This is a genomic window from Arenimonas metalli CF5-1, from assembly GCF_000747155.1.
Lineage (GTDB): Bacteria > Pseudomonadota > Gammaproteobacteria > Xanthomonadales > Xanthomonadaceae > Arenimonas > Arenimonas metalli.
Genome location: NZ_AVCK01000040.1, coordinates 1 through 13,550, shown reverse-complemented (window position 1 = coordinate 13,550; position 13,550 = coordinate 1). Strand labels below are relative to the sequence as shown.

Annotated in this window: 13 protein-coding genes; 10 read left to right on the top strand and 3 right to left on the bottom strand. The window is 71.4% G+C overall.

What is annotated here, in order from left to right:
* From N787_RS11070 to N787_RS11060, 3 genes are all read left to right on the top strand, one after another.
* A partial coding sequence (locus tag N787_RS11070) for a response regulator (protein WP_156969002.1) occupies nucleotides 1-2,620 on the top strand: 2,620 nt, incomplete at its 5' end.
* The gene (locus N787_RS14435) at nucleotides 2,613-4,358 is read left to right on the top strand and encodes a chemotaxis protein CheB (protein WP_052575397.1); all 1,746 of its coding nucleotides are present in this window, start codon (nucleotides 2,613-2,615) and stop codon (nucleotides 4,356-4,358) included. The genes N787_RS11070 and N787_RS14435, both read left to right, overlap by 8 nt.
* A gap of 23 nt (nucleotides 4,359-4,381) precedes the next feature.
* A complete protein-coding gene (locus N787_RS11060; RefSeq protein WP_034213977.1) occupies nucleotides 4,382-4,858 on the top strand; it encodes a chemotaxis protein CheW in 477 nt (158 codons plus the stop codon).
* An 84-nt stretch (nucleotides 4,859-4,942) separates the two neighbouring features.
* Here the strand turns inward: N787_RS11060 and N787_RS11055 are convergent, their stop codons facing one another.
* Entirely contained in the window at nucleotides 4,943-5,668 is a 726-nt protein-coding gene (locus tag N787_RS11055; protein ID WP_034213974.1) for a 16S rRNA (uracil(1498)-N(3))-methyltransferase, read from the bottom strand.
* Entirely contained in the window at nucleotides 5,665-7,044 is a 1,380-nt protein-coding gene (bioA, locus tag N787_RS11050; protein ID WP_052575396.1) for an adenosylmethionine--8-amino-7-oxononanoate transaminase, read from the bottom strand. The genes N787_RS11055 and bioA overlap by 4 nt, the downstream gene beginning before the upstream one ends.
* Nucleotides 7,045-7,120: 76 nt before the next feature.
* Between bioA and nudE the strand changes: the two genes are divergently transcribed.
* Genes nudE through N787_RS11030 form a run of 4 tightly spaced genes read left to right on the top strand, consistent with a single transcriptional unit; the run spans nucleotide 7,121 to nucleotide 9,700 of the window.
* Entirely contained in the window at nucleotides 7,121-7,705 is a 585-nt protein-coding gene (gene nudE, locus N787_RS11045; protein ID WP_052575395.1) for an ADP compounds hydrolase NudE, read from the top strand.
* Nucleotides 7,702-8,502 (top strand): 3'(2'),5'-bisphosphate nucleotidase CysQ, encoded by an 801-nt coding sequence (cysQ, locus tag N787_RS11040; protein WP_034213972.1) that lies wholly within the window; start codon nucleotides 7,702-7,704, stop codon nucleotides 8,500-8,502. Before nudE ends, cysQ begins: the two co-directional genes overlap by 4 nt.
* On the top strand, nucleotides 8,495-9,358 hold the full coding sequence (mazG, locus tag N787_RS11035; RefSeq protein ID WP_084590772.1) for a nucleoside triphosphate pyrophosphohydrolase: 864 nt from the start codon (nucleotides 8,495-8,497) through the stop codon (nucleotides 9,356-9,358). The genes cysQ and mazG overlap by 8 nt, the downstream gene beginning before the upstream one ends.
* Nucleotides 9,359-9,394: 36 nt before the next feature.
* Nucleotides 9,395-9,700 carry an Mpo1-like protein gene (locus tag N787_RS11030; RefSeq protein WP_034213970.1) on the top strand — a complete coding sequence of 102 codons (306 nt, stop codon included), beginning with the start codon at nucleotides 9,395-9,397 and terminating at the stop codon, nucleotides 9,698-9,700.
* Between the two features lie 76 nt (nucleotides 9,701-9,776).
* Here N787_RS11030 and N787_RS11025 read toward each other — a convergent pair whose 3' ends face one another.
* On the bottom strand, nucleotides 9,777-10,124 hold the full coding sequence (locus N787_RS11025) for a DMT family protein (protein WP_034213968.1): 348 nt from the start codon (nucleotides 10,122-10,124) through the stop codon (nucleotides 9,777-9,779).
* A gap of 167 nt (nucleotides 10,125-10,291) precedes the next feature.
* Here N787_RS11025 and N787_RS11020 point away from each other — a divergent pair, with 167 nt between their 5' ends.
* The 3 genes from N787_RS11020 to N787_RS11010 all read left to right on the top strand — a co-directional run.
* On the top strand, nucleotides 10,292-11,005 hold the full coding sequence (locus tag N787_RS11020; protein WP_034213965.1) for a response regulator transcription factor: 714 nt from the start codon (nucleotides 10,292-10,294) through the stop codon (nucleotides 11,003-11,005).
* A 14-nt stretch (nucleotides 11,006-11,019) separates the two neighbouring features.
* The gene (locus N787_RS11015; RefSeq protein ID WP_034213963.1) at nucleotides 11,020-12,327 is read left to right on the top strand and encodes a sensor histidine kinase; all 1,308 of its coding nucleotides are present in this window, start codon (nucleotides 11,020-11,022) and stop codon (nucleotides 12,325-12,327) included.
* A gap of 86 nt (nucleotides 12,328-12,413) precedes the next feature.
* On the top strand, nucleotides 12,414-13,550 hold a 1,137-nt coding region (locus N787_RS11010), incomplete at its 3' end, for an efflux RND transporter periplasmic adaptor subunit (RefSeq protein WP_052575393.1).

Below are 13,550 nucleotides of genomic sequence, written 5' to 3'. Positions count from 1 at the left end.
CGCCGAAGCTGCTGCCGCCGAAGCTGCGGCTGCCGAAGCTGCCGCCGAAGCCGCCGCCGCCGAAGCCGCCGCCTCTGCTGCCGCCGCCGCTGCCCTGGCCGCCGCCACGCAATCCGCCGACGAGCCCGAGGCCCAGGCCAATACCCAGGTCCCCGTGGCCCAGGATCCGGACGACCCGGACGCCGAGCTCGACACCAGCGACATCGACGTCGACCTGCTCGACATCTTCCTGGAAGAGTCGGCCGACCTGCTCGACCATTCCGACAGCCTGCTCGCCGAGCTGCGCGACCGCACCACCGACCGCGAGCTCGTGGTCGGCCTGCAGCGCGACCTGCACACGCTCAAGGGCGGCGCCCGCATGGCGGGCATCTTCCCGATCGGCGAACTCGGCCATGCGATGGAATCGCTGCTCGAAGTCGTCGCCGAGGGCCGGCGCGAACTCGACCAGACCGGCGTCGTCGTCCTCGAGCGTGCCTTCGACCGCCTGCACGGCATGGTCACCCGCGTCGGCGAGCGCAAGGCGATCGCGCTGCCGGCGAACCTGATCGGCCAGATCGACGCGCTCGCCAAGGGCCGCGCCCTGGACGCGGGCACCGCCGCCGCCCCGGCGGCGCCGGCCGCCGAGCGTCCGGCCACGACCGCGCTGGACCGCAAGGCCGCCGCCGCCGAGGAAGCCGCCGTCACCCGTCCCGTGTTCGCGCCCAGCGCGGGTGCGGCCGGAACGATGGCCCCGCTGTCCGCCCCGATCGACGCGCTCGACGAAGGCGAGGACATCGGCGGCGTCCGCGCCCCGCAGGAACAGGTCCGCATCCGCGCCGACCTGCTCGACCGCCTGGTGAACTACGCCGGCGAGGTCGCCATCTACCGCGCCCGCCTCGAGCAGCAGCTCGGTGCGTTCCGCTCGAACCTCGGCGAACTCGGCCAGACCACCACCCGCCTGCGCGAGCAGCTGCGCAAGCTCGACATCGAGACGGAAGCCCAGATCATCGCGCGCTACCAGCGCGAGGGCGAAGCCAGCGACGAGCAGTTCGATCCGCTCGAGCTCGACCGCTTCACCACCCAGCAGCAGCTGTCGCGTTCGCTCTCGGAGTCCGCGGCCGACCTGGTCAGCCTGCAGGGCTCGCTCGACGACCTGACCCGCCAGTACGAAACCCTGCTGCTGCAGCAGTCGCGCGTGAGCTCGGACCTGCAGGAAGGCCTCATGCGCACGCGCATGGTGCCCTTCGATGCGCTGGTGCCGCGCCTGCGCCGCGTGCTGCGCCAGTCCGGCAGCGAGACCGGCAAGCAGGTCAACCTCAAGGTCGACGGCGCCAGCGGCGAAATGGACCGCAACGTCCTCGACCGCATGACCGCGCCGCTGGAGCACATGCTCCGCAACGCCGTGGCGCACGGCCTCGAGCTGCCGGCCGACCGCAAGAAGGCCAACAAGCCGGAAGAGGGCCTGGTCCGCGTCCAGGTGCAGCGCGAAGGTTCCGAAGTCGTGCTCAAGATCAGCGACGACGGCCGCGGCCTGGACAAGGAAGCGATCCGCAGGAAGGCGATCGAGCGCGGCCTGCTCAAGGCCGACGCCGAAGTCTCCGACGCCACGCTTTACGGCTTCATCCTCGAGACCGGCTTCTCCACCGCCGCCACCGTCAGCCGCCTGGCCGGCCGCGGCGTCGGCATGGACGTGGTCTACAGCGAAATCCGCCAGCTCGGCGGCTCGCTCAGCATCGAGTCCGAAGTCGGGAAGGGCAGCACCTTCACCATCCGCCTGCCGTTCACCCTCGCGGTCACCCAGGCCGTGTTCGTGAAGATCGGCGACACCAGCTTCGCGGTGCCGATCGCCTCGGTGCAGGGCGTGGGCCGCATGAGCCGCGCCGAGCTCGACAAGCAGCTCGCCACCGAGCACCCGAGCTTCACCTACGCCGGCGAGTCCTACGCCATCCACGATCTGGGTACGCTGATCGGCCACGCCCCGGCCAAGGCGCAGGACAGCCTGCAGATGCCGCTGCTGCTCGCCCGCTCCGGCGACCTGCGCGCCGCGATCTGCATCGACCAGGTGCTGGGCAGCAAGGAAATCGTGGTCAAGCCGGTGGGCCCGCAGGTCAACTCGATCCCGGGCATCTTCGGCGCCACCATCATGGGCGACGGCCGCGTGGTCGTGATCCTCGACGTCGCGCCGCTGGTGCGCCGCCAGGCCAGCATCGACCGCAGCATCGAGCTGGTGCCGGCCGCGCCGGCCCCGGCCGCCCGCCGCATCCCGGCGGTGATGGTGGTGGACGACTCGATCACCATGCGCAAGGTCACCGGCCGCGTGCTCGAGCGCCACAACATGGAAGTGCTGACGGCGAAGGACGGCGTCGACGCCATCGAGAAGATGGCCGAGCGCGTGCCCGACCTGATGCTGCTCGACATCGAGATGCCGCGCATGGACGGCTACGAGCTGGCCCAGAACATGAAGTCGGACCCGCGCCTGAAGGACGTGCCGATCATCATGATCACCTCGCGCACCGGCGACAAACACCGCCAGCGCGCCTTCGACATCGGCGTGAACCGCTACCTCGGCAAGCCCTACCAGGAAGTCGAGCTGATGCGGAACGTGTTCGAGATGCTCGGCATGGAGCCGGCCAATGCTTGAGTCGCCGGTCCGCGTCGCCCTGCTGGCCCGCCCCGGTGACGCCCGCGACCAGCTCCGCCGTGCCCTGGCGGAACTCGGCGCGCAGCTGGTCGCCGAAGGCGACCCGGCCGAACTCGACCCGGGCACCGTCGCCGGCGAGAAGCCGACCGTGGTGCTGGTCAGCCTGGAACCCGCGGTCGAAGAGTCGCTCGAGCGCTTCGACGACCTGCTGGCCGCGCCCGGCATCGAGGTGATGTACGACGACGCCGAGGTCACCCGCGGCCTCGACGGCTGGGACCTCGCGCGCTGGGCCCGCCACCTCGCCGCCAAGCTGGTCGGCTCCGACCTGCTGCCGCCGGCGCCGAACGATGCCGACCACCTGCCGGTCGTGGACCTGTCGATGGAGCCGGGCGCCCCGCGCACGCCGGCCCAGGAAATGGACCACGAGAAGCTCGAGGACTACGCCGCCGAATCGCTCGACCTGTCCGAGTGGGTGCCGACCAATCCCTCGCTCGCCGCCGAACCCGTGCCGGCCGCGGCGGAACCGGTGCCGGCGCCGGAACCCGAGCCCGAGGCGGGCATCGACCTCGACCTCGGCGACCTCGAGCAGGCCCTCGGCCGCATCGATGCGCCGGTCGAGGCGGCACGCGCGCCTGAGCCGGCCATCGAAGATTTGGAATTCGACGCCAGCAGCTTCGATATCGATTTGTCGGCCCTGCCGGACGAGAACGCGCCGATGCCGACCCTGGACGAGGCCGATTCCCTGTCCTTCGGCGACGACACCGGCCAGGATGCCCCGCTGCTCGCCGACGTCGAACTGGACGGCGGCCCGGTCAGTTTCTCCACCTTCAGCGATGACGACGCTACCCATGCCGAGGGCGTGGATGACGACGTCGCCGCGCTCGCGGCGCAGCTGGAGGCCTTCGAGGCCCAGGACCAGCGCCCCGTGGCGCAGGAGCCCGACTTCGCCACCGATTTCGGCCACCTGGAAGACGAGTCGCCCGCCGAGCCGCCTGCGGCGCAGGCGCCGGCCCGCGCGCCGGCCACCGGCGGCTCGATGTTCGGTTCGCTCGAGCTGGTGCCGATGGACGGTGCCGCGGCGCCCCCGTCGCCAGCCCCGCCGCCGGCCGAAGCACCGGTCGTGTCCTTCAAGCCCAGCGCGACAGGCGCGTCGCTGAGCCTCGTCGACGAAGGCCCGGGCATTGCCGATGCGGGCCTGGCGCAGGACCGTGTCGCGAGCGCCGGCGTGCTGCTCGTGCTCGCCGGCCTCGGCGGCCCCGATGCCGTGCGCCAGCTGCTGTCGGCGCTGCCGCCGACGCTGCCGGTCCCGGTGCTGCTCTACCAGCACCTGGACACCGGCAAGCACGACCGCCTCGTTGGCCAGCTCGCGAAGGCCAGCCGCCTGCCGCTCGACCTCGCGGTCGAAGGCCAGCCCGCCCATCCGGGCCGCGTCGCGGTGCTGCAGCCGGGCACGGGCGTGTCCCACCACGGCAACCGCTTTGAATTCACCGCCACCGGCGGCCTGGCCGACGTCGTCGCCGCGCTGCCGGCCGCCGACAGCGTGGTGCTGGTGTTCAGCGGCGCCGATCCGTCGGTCGTGCCTGCGGTGCTGGCGCTCAAGGACGCCGGCGCCGTGGTGCTGGCCCAGGACCCCGGCACCTGCTTCGACGCCGTGGCCGCCGAGCAGGTCATCGCCGCCGGCGCCATCCAGGCCGGGCACGCCGACCTGGCGCGCCTGACCATTGATTGCTGGAACTGAAGCAAAGGATCCGGAGTAGACCCATGAATGCCCAGCGCGACATCCGAGGCGTGTTGATCACCGTCACCCAGGGCCGCCTGCTGCTGCCCAACGCCAGCGTCGCCGAGGTCATCACCTATTCGGAGCCGGAGCCCCTGGGCGACGCCCCCGAATGGCTGCTGGGCCGCGTCCGCTGGCGCGGCTGGCGGCTGCCGCTGCTGTCGTTCTCGCGCCTGGCCGGCTGGTCGGGCGAGGACGGCCAGATGGGCGCCAAGGTCGCCGTGCTCAAGGCGCTGGGCAACAACCCCAAGCTGCCGTTCTTCGCCGTGCTGTCGCAGGGCTTCCCGCGCCTGGTCACGGTGTCGCGCGCCGCGCTGGCCGAGTCGCAGGAGCTCAAGGAGCTGCCGCTGGGCGTGCACTCGCGCGTGACGCTCAACGACGACCCGGCCGTGGTGCCCGACCTGCTCAGCATCGAGCTGCTGATCCAGAAGGCCCTCGACCAGGCCCAGGTCGCCGCCTGAGCCACGGTACCTGTAGGAGGGACTTCAGTCCCGAAGCTCTCGGCCAGGAGCTTCGGGACTGAAGTCCCTCCTACATTCTGGTCCCTACAAATCGCCCAGGCGGGACTGGAGCGCTGCGATCGCGGCCAACCCCGCGGTCTCGGTGCGCAGGATGCGCGGCCCCAGCCGCAACCCCTTGAAGCCCGCCGCGCGCAGCGTCGCCAGGTCGCGCTCGGACAGGCCGCCTTCGGGCCCCACCACCAGCGTGACCGCTTCGGTGGCCGGCAGCGCGGCAAGCGTCAGCTCGCCCTCCGGATCCAGCATCAGCTTCAGGCCCGCGTGCGCGCCTCCCGCCCAGTGCGCCAGGCCCACGGGCGATGCGAGCGCCGGCACGCGGGCGCGACCGCTCTGTTCGCAGGCCGCCACCAGCACGCCGCGCCAGTGCGCCAGGCGTTTCTCCGCGCGCTCGGCGTCCAGCTTCACTTCGGTGCGCTCGGTGTTGATCGGCGCGAAGGCGGCGACACCGAGTTCGGTGCCTTTCTGCAGCACCAGGTCCATCTTCTCGCCGCGCGCCACGCCCTGGGCCAGCGTGATCGCGAGTGGGGATTCGTTGGCAAGCGCCCGCGCGCCCAGGACCTCGGCCTCGGCGCCGCGCTTGCCCACGGCCACCAGGCGCGCGTCGTAATCCTGGCCGTCGCCGTTGAACAGCACCACGGCATCGCCCACGCCCAGTCGCAGCACGCGGACGAGGTGGCCGGCGGCGGTTTCAGGCAGCGCGGCCGTGGCGCCCACCGACAGCGGCGCGTCGACATGGCAGCGGATGGTCCTCATGCGCGGGTCGCCTCTTCGATGGCCGAGGTGGTGACCGCGGCCAGGTGCATCAGTTCTTCCTCGCCGACGCAGTAGGGCGGCATCCAGTAGAGGATGTCGCCGAGCGGCCGCAGCACCACGCCGCGTTCGATCGCGTGGCGGTAGGCGCGCAGGCCGCGGCGGTCGGCGGCGGGGAAGGGCGTCTTGCCGCGGCCGTCGGCGGCGAGTTCGATCGCGAGGATCATGCCGGTCTGGCGCACGTCGGCCACGTTCGGGTGCGCGGCCAGCGGCGCGGCCAGCGCGGCCATGCGCGCGGCGGTGCCGCGGTTGCGCGCCAGCACGTCGTCGCTGTCGAAGATCGCCAGCGAGGCCAGCGCGGCGGCGCAGCCCAGCGGGTTGCCGGTGTAGCTGTGCGAATGCAGGAAGGCGCGCTCGCGCGAGTCGTCGAGGAAGGCTTCGTACACCGCCGCCGTGGTGAGCACTGCCGACATCGGCAGGAAGCCGCCGGTGAGCCCTTTCGACAGGCATAGGAAATCCGGCGAGACGCCGGCCTGCTCGCAGGCGAACAGCGTGCCGGTGCGGCCGAAGCCGACCGCGATCTCGTCGGCGATCAGGTGCGCGCCGTGCGCATCGCAGATCTCGCGGGCGCGGCGCAGGTAGGCCGGGTGGTGCATGCGCATGCCGCCGGCGCACTGCACCAGTGGCTCGAGGATCAGGGCGCTGACCTGGCCGGGGTGGGCCTCGAAGATCGCGGCGAGTTCGTCGGCGCGGCGCAGCGCGCAGGCCTCGGCGCTTTCGCCCGGTTCGGCCTCGTAGGCGTCGGGCGAGGGCGCGAACAGCGGCTCGAGCAGCAGCGGCGCGTACACCCGCCGGTACAGCGGGATGTCGCCCATCGACAGCGCACCGATGGTTTCGCCGTGGTAGCCGTTGCCCAGCGCGATGAAGCGCGTGCGGCCGGGCTCGCCGCGGTTGGCGTGGCTGTGGAAGCTCATCTTCAGCGCGATCTCGACCGCGGCCGAGCCGTTGTCGCCGTAGAACACCCGCGACAGGCCCGGCGGCGCCTGGGCGAGCAGGGCCTCGGCCAGGGCCAGGCCGGGGGCGTGGGAGAAGCCGGCGTAGATCACGTGTTCGAGCTCGCGCGCCTGCGCCGCGATGGCCTCGGCGATGCGCGGCTCGGCGTGGCCGAACAGGTTGGTCCACCAGCTGCTGACGGCGTCGAGGTAGCGCACGCCGTCCACGCCCTCGAGCCAGGCGCCGCGGCCGCGCCGGATCGGCACCAGGGGCAGGGTTCCCGGGTGCTCCTTCATCTGGGTGCAGGGGTGCCAGACCACGGCCAGGTCGCGCTCGCGCCAGGCGGCGGCCTCGGCCTGGCGGGCGGTGTCGGTGTTGGTATCCATGCGCGGATGATCCGGCCCGCGGCCCGGCCTGTCCATGGACACGGCAGCCGTCACGGGCAGCGGCTAGAATCGGGGCATGTCCGAGCCCGCCGACCGATCCCCGCCGCCCGCCAGCGCGCGCCCGCTGCCCGTCATCCACGCCCGCGAGGAGCACGGCGCCGAGGGTGCCCGCCGCGAGCACCTGGACCTGGAGTTCAGCAACGGCGAGCGCCGTCGCTACCACCGCGCGCTCAGCAGCGGCCACGGCTCGGTGATCATCGCCGCGGTGCCCGACCCCGAGCACGTGCTGCTGGTCCGCGAGTACGCCGCCGGCGTGCACCGCTACGAGCTGGGCCTGCCCAAGGGCCGCATGGATGCCGGCGAGACCGTGCTCGAGGCCGCCAACCGCGAGCTGAAGGAAGAGGCCGGCTTCGGCGCCCGCAAGCTGACCGCGCTGCGCGCGATCACGCTGGCGCCGACCTACATGAACCACGAGATCCACCTGGTGCTGGCCGAGGACCTCTACCCGGAGCGACTGCCCGGCGACGAGCCCGAGGAGCTCGAGGTCATCCCGTGGCGCCTGGACCGGCTGCACGAGCTGATGCTGCGCGATGACTGTTCCGAAGGTCGATCGCTGGCCGCGCTGTTCATCGTGCGCGAAGTGCTGCGGGGGCGCGCGTGAGTCCACTGCGCGCGGGCTGCCTCGCCCTGGCGGTGGAGGCGGGCCAGGCCATCCTGGCCGTCTACGCCCAGGACTTCGCGGTCGAGCACAAGGACGACGCCTCGCCGCTGACCCAGGCCGACCTGGCCGCGCACCGGATCATCGTCGCGGGCCTGCAGGCGCTGGCGCCGGACATCCCGGTGCTGAGTGAAGAAGACGCCGGCATGCCCTGGTCCGAGCGGCAGAAGTGGACCCGGCACTGGCTGGTGGATCCGCTGGACGGCACCCGCGAGTTCGTGAAGAAGAACGGCGAGTTCACCGTCAATATCGCCCTGGTGGACGCCGGCCGGCCGGTCCTGGGCGTGGTGTACGCGCCGGTGCCGGGCATGCTGATGCACGCCGCGGCGGGCGAGGGCGCCTGGCTGCGCACCGAGGCCGGCGACGTGGCGGTCACCACCCGCCGCCCGGCCGCGCTGCCGCTGCGGGTGGCGGCCAGCCGCTCGCACCTGGACCCGCGCACGGCCGCCGCGCTCGGGCGCATGGGCGAGACCGAGCGCATCGGCCTCGGTTCCTCGCTCAAGTTCTGCCGCATCGCCGAGGGGCTGGTCGACGTCTATCCGCGCTTCGGACCCACCAGCGAATGGGACACCGCGGCCGCGCAGTGCGTGCTCGAGGAAGCCGGCGGCGCCGTGCTGCGCCTCGACGGCCAGCCGCTGGACTACAACCGCAAGGAGTCGCTGCTCAACCCCGACTTCATCGCGCTGGGCGATCCTTCGCTGCCCTGGCGCGACTGGCTGGAGGCCGCCGCCCATGGCTGACATCCGCGAACTCATCGGGATCATGGCCCGCCTGCGCGACCCCGAGCGCGGGTGCCCCTGGGACGTGAAGCAGGACTTCGCCAGCGTCGCGCCGTACACGATCGAAGAGGCCTACGAGGTCGCCGACGCGATCCAGCGCGGCGACATGCCCGAGCTGCGCGACGAGCTGGGCGACCTGCTGCTGCAGGTGGTGTTCCACTCGCGCATGGCCGAGGAGGCCGGGCACTTCGCCTTCGACGACGTGGTGGCGGCGATCAACGACAAGCTGGTGCGGCGCCACCCGCACGTGTTCGGCGACGTGGCCGCGCAGGCCGACGCCGAGGCGCAGCTGGCCAACTGGGAGCAGCTCAAGCGCGCCGAGCGTGCCGAGCGCGGCGAGCAGGACATGAGCGTGCTGGCCGGCATCACCCGCGGCCTGCCGGAATGGCAGCGCGCGGTGAAGCTGCAGAAGCGCGCGGCGACGGTTGGCTTCGACTGGCCGGGCCCGGCGCCGGTGATCGCCAAGCTGCACGAGGAAATCGAGGAGGTGCGGGTCGAGTTCGACGCCGTGGCCGCCGGCGACGCCGATGCCCGCGACCGGCTCGAGGACGAGCTGGGCGACGTGCTGTTCGTGGTCGCCAACCTCACCCGCCACGCCAAGGTCGATTTCGGCGCCGCCCTGCGCCGCGCCAACGCCAAGTTCGAACGCCGCTTCCGGCGCATGGAGCAGCTGGCCGCCGAAGAGGGCGTTGACCTGGCGCAGCTCGACCTCGACGCCCAGGACGCACTGTGGAACCGCGCCAAGCGCGAAGAAAAGCCCGCTGCTGTAGGAGGGCCTTCAGGCCCGAAGCTTTCCGGCGACAGCCATCGGGACTAAAGTCCCTCCCACAGGATCTGCCGGAGACGCCGCGCCATGAGCCAGGGCTTTGCCACGTTCCGCGAGTTTTATCCGTTCTACCTGGGCGAGCATTCGAACCGCACCTGCCGCCGGCTGCATTTCGTCGGCAGCTGCATGGCCCTGGGCTTCCTGGCCGCCGCGGTCGTGACCCTGAACCCCTGGTGGCTGCTGGCCGCCCTGGTCAGCGGCTACGCCTTCGCCTGGGTCGGCCATTTCTTCTTCGAACACAACAAGCCGGCCACCTTCAAGCACCCGCTGTATTCCTTCGCCGGCGACTGGGTGATGTTCAAGGACATGCTCACCGGCAAGATCAGCTTCTGACGCACCCTTGTGGGAGGGACTTCAGTCCCGATGCTTTTCCGCGAAGAGCATCGGGACTGAAGTCCCTCCCACAGGGTCATTCGAGGAAGAGCAGGAACGCAGCGGCGACGATCAGGGCGAAGCCCGCGATGTGGTTCCACTTGATCTGCTCGCCGAGGTACCAGATCGAGAAGCCGGCGAAGACCAGCAGGGTCAGGATTTCCTGGATGCCCTTGAGCTGCGGCGCCGAGTAGACCGCGTGGCCCATCCGGTTGGCCGGCACCTGCAGGCAGTACTCGAAGAAGGCGATGCCCCAGCTGGCGAAGATCACGATCCAGATCGGGCTGGTCTTGAACTTCAGGTGCCCGTACCAGGCGAAGGTCATGAAGATGTTCGAGAAAAGCAGCAGCAGGACGGGCGTGGCGTAGGCGCTGAAGTTGGGCATGGCATGGGGCCGGGCAGGGGCTGGAAAGGGGCGGCGGGAACGGCCGCCGGGGAGGCCAAGGGTAGCCTTGACGCGCCCTTGGCGGCGGCTTCACACCCGGCTCACCGGGGTGGGCGTGTAATCTTCACAAAGCTGAAGACATCCCCTTCACATCCCGGAGATACCCCATGCGACGCGATGACCCGGCCGGCCTGATCCTGGTGGTCGAAGACAACCGAAACCTGTCCGAGATGGTCGGCGAATACCTGGAGTCCAAGGGTTTCGGCGTCGACTATGCCGGCGACGGCATGGACGGCTACCGCCTGGCCGCCGACAACAGCTACGACGTGATCGTGCTGGACCTGATGCTGCCGCGACTGGACGGCCTCGAAGTGTGCCGCCGCCTGCGCAACGAAGCCAAGAAGTCGACGCCGGTGCTGATGCTGACCGCGCGCGACACGCTCAACGACAAGGTCAACGGCCTGGAGGCCGGCGCCGACGACTACCTGGTCAAGCCCTTCGCCATCCAGGAGCTCGAGGCCCGCGTCCGTGCCCTGATCCGCCGCGACCGCCGCCAGGTCAGCGCCGAGGTGCTCAAGGTGGCCGACCTGGTGCTCGACACCGCCAGCCTGCGCGTCACCCGCGCCGGCCAGGAGATCGCGCTGTCGCCGATCGGCCTGCGCCTGCTCACGATCCTGATGCGCGAGTCGCCGCGCGTGGTCACGCGCCGCGACATCGAGCGCGAGATCTGGGGCGACGGCCTGCCGGACTCCGACACCCTGCGCAGCCACCTCTACAACCTGCGCAAGGCCATCGACCGGCCGTTCGACCGCCCGCTGCTGCACACCGTGCAGACCGCCGGCTACCGCATCGCCGACCTCGACGCGCCGCCGGCGGCCTGAGCCGCGGACCAGGGATGGCCACCGCACGCTCCGGGCTCCGCCGCAAGATCTGGGTCGCCTTCATCCTGCAGGCGGCGGCGATCAGCTTCGCCGCCGTGCTGGGCGTGTACGGCGCCTCGGCGGTGCTCAAGCACGTGCTGATCCAGCGCGCGCTGCAGGAGGAGGCCACGCACTACTGGCAGCGCCTGGCCAGCGATGCGCAGGCGCAGGTGCCCGACACCTACAACATGACCGGCTTCCTGGTGCCCGCGGGCGGCAGCCAGGCCGCGCTGCCCGAGAAGCTCCGGCCGCTCGACGTAGGCTTCCACGCGCTGTCGCGGGCCGAGGGCGGCTCGCTGGTGCTGGTCGAGCGCGACCGCAACGGCCACATGCTCTACCTGCTGTTCAAGCAGGAACAGGTGGACAGCCTCGCGTTCTGGTTCGGCGTGACGCCGCTGGCGATAGTGCTGGTGGTGATCTACGTGATCGCCTGGAGCACTTACCGCACCTCCAAACGTGCCGTGTCGCCGGTGATCTGGCTGGCCGGGCAGGTGCAGCGCTGGGACCCCAAGCATCCCGAGGCCAGCGCGCTGCGCCCCGAGAACCTGCCGGTGGACGTCGAGGGCGAAACCTTGGTGCTGGCGTCTTCGCTGCATGACTTCGCCAGCCGCATCGAGAGCTTCGTCGAGCGCGAGCGCGACTTCACCCGCGATGCCTCGCACGAGCTGCGCACCCCGCTCACCGTGATCCGCGTCGCCGGCGACATGATGGAGAGCGACGAAAACCTCAGCCCGCTGTCCCGCCGCGCGCTCAAGCGCATCCAGGGCGCCGGCCGCGACATGGAAGCCCTGATCGAGGCCTTCCTGATCCTGGCCCGCGAGGGCGACACCGGCCTGCCGGACGACGACTTCGCCGTCAGCAGCGTGGTCGAGGAAGAGGTGGAGAAGGCCCGCGTGCTGGTCGCCACCAAGCCGGTCGAGCTGCGGCTTGTGAAGGAGGACGATTTCCACCTGCATGCGCCGGCGCGCGTGCTGTCGGTGCTGCTGAGCAACCTGCTGCGCAACGCCTGCCACTACACCGACGAGGGCAGCGTCACCGTGTACCTGCGCCGCGGCTCGATCGCGGTGGCCGACACCGGCGTGGGCATGACGCCGGATGAACTGGCGCGCGTGTTCGAACCGTTCTACCGCGGCGGCGACCGCAAGAAGGACGGCCAGGGCATCGGCCTGTCGATCGTGCAGCGCCTGTCGCAGCGCTACGGCTGGCCGGTGCGGCTGGAGAGCGAGGCCCGCAAGGGCACCGTCGCCACGATCAGCTTCCCGCTGCTGCCGCCGATGGCCTGAAACCCTTATTGCGGGGCGCGCGCGTCAACGCGCGTCGCCTCCGCGCGTTGACTCCCGACCAGACACCCCTTTTCGACCCCGGAGCCATGATGTCGCTTGCCACGCCCACTTCCCGCCCATCCCGCCGTTGGGTCCTCGTCGTCGCGGTGCTGGGCCTTGCCGCCCTGGCCTGGTGGGCCTGGAGCGCGCGTGCGCCCGAAACCGGCGGCGGCTTCCGCACCGGCGCCGTCGATCGCGGCGACGTGCGCGTGGTGATCTCCGCCACCGGCACCCTGCGCGCCACCACCACGGTGGACGTCGGCTCGCAGGTGTCCGGGCAGATGCAGGAAGTGCTGGTGGACTTCAACGACCGCGTCGCGAAGGACCAGGCGATCGCCCGGCTGGACCCGGCGCCGTTCGAAAGCCGGGTGAAGCAGACCGAGGCCGACCTCGCCAGCGCGCGCGCCTCGGTGAACGAAGCCCAGGCCACGCTCAAGAACGCCGAGGCCGACTACGTGCGCAAGTCCGACCTGGCGGCGCGCCAGCTGATCGCCCGCAACGAGCTCGACCTCGCGCTGGCCGCGCGCGACCAGGCCCGCGCCCGCGTGGTCTCGGCCCAAGCCGGCGTGCAGCAGCGGCAGGCCGCCGTGGACAACGCGCGGCTCGACGTCAGCTACACGGTGATCCGCTCGCCGGTGGACGGCGTGATCCTGCTGCGCGCGGTCGAGCCGGGCCAGACGGTCGCGGCCAGCTTCCAGACGCCGGTGCTGTTCCAGATCGCCGAAGACCTGGGCCAGATGCAGATCGACCTGAGCATCGACGAGGCCGATGTCGGCCAGATCCGGGAGGGCCTGCCGGTGTCGTTCACCGTTGACGCCTTCCCCGACCGCCAGTTCCAGGGCGAGGTGAAGCAGGTGCGGCTGTCCGCCACCTCCACCGCCAACGTCATCAGCTACCCCGTGGTGGTGCAGGTCGACAACCGCGACCAGAGCCTGCTGCCGGGCATGACCGCGAGCGCCGAAATCGTGGTCAGCCGCCGCGAAGGCGTGCTGCGCGTGCCCAACGCCGCGCTGCGCTACACCCCGCCGGGCACGGACCCCGCGGCGGCGCCGGGCGCGGCGCGCGGTGGCTTCGGGCAGGACCTGCCGCGGGTGGCCGACGCGCTGCAGCTCGACGCTACCCAGCGCGCGGCCTTCGACGCGGCGCTGGCCGAGGTACAGGAACGAGCCGCCGCGCGCGCCGCG

Excerpts from the sequence above, each read along its gene's own strand:
- N787_RS14435 (WP_052575397.1), top strand. The coding sequence starts at position 2,613 with ATGCTTGAGTCGCCGGTCCGCGTCGCCCTGCTGGCCCGCCCCGGTGAC.
- N787_RS11060 (WP_034213977.1), top strand. The coding sequence starts at position 4,382 with ATGAATGCCCAGCGCGACATCCGAGGCGTGTTGATCACCGTCACCCAG.
- bioA (WP_052575396.1), bottom strand. The coding sequence starts at position 7,044 with ATGGATACCAACACCGACACCGCCCGCCAGGCCGAGGCCGCCGCCTGG.
- mazG (WP_084590772.1), top strand. The coding sequence starts at position 8,495 with ATGGCTGACATCCGCGAACTCATCGGGATCATGGCCCGCCTGCGCGAC.
- N787_RS11055 (WP_034213974.1), bottom strand. The coding sequence starts at position 5,668 with ATGAGGACCATCCGCTGCCATGTCGACGCGCCGCTGTCGGTGGGCGCC.
- N787_RS11030 (WP_034213970.1), top strand. The coding sequence starts at position 9,395 with ATGAGCCAGGGCTTTGCCACGTTCCGCGAGTTTTATCCGTTCTACCTG.
- nudE (WP_052575395.1), top strand. The coding sequence starts at position 7,121 with ATGTCCGAGCCCGCCGACCGATCCCCGCCGCCCGCCAGCGCGCGCCCG.
- N787_RS11025 (WP_034213968.1), bottom strand. The coding sequence starts at position 10,124 with ATGCCCAACTTCAGCGCCTACGCCACGCCCGTCCTGCTGCTGCTTTTC.
- N787_RS11020 (WP_034213965.1), top strand. The coding sequence starts at position 10,292 with ATGCGACGCGATGACCCGGCCGGCCTGATCCTGGTGGTCGAAGACAAC.
- N787_RS11015 (WP_034213963.1), top strand. The coding sequence starts at position 11,020 with ATGGCCACCGCACGCTCCGGGCTCCGCCGCAAGATCTGGGTCGCCTTC.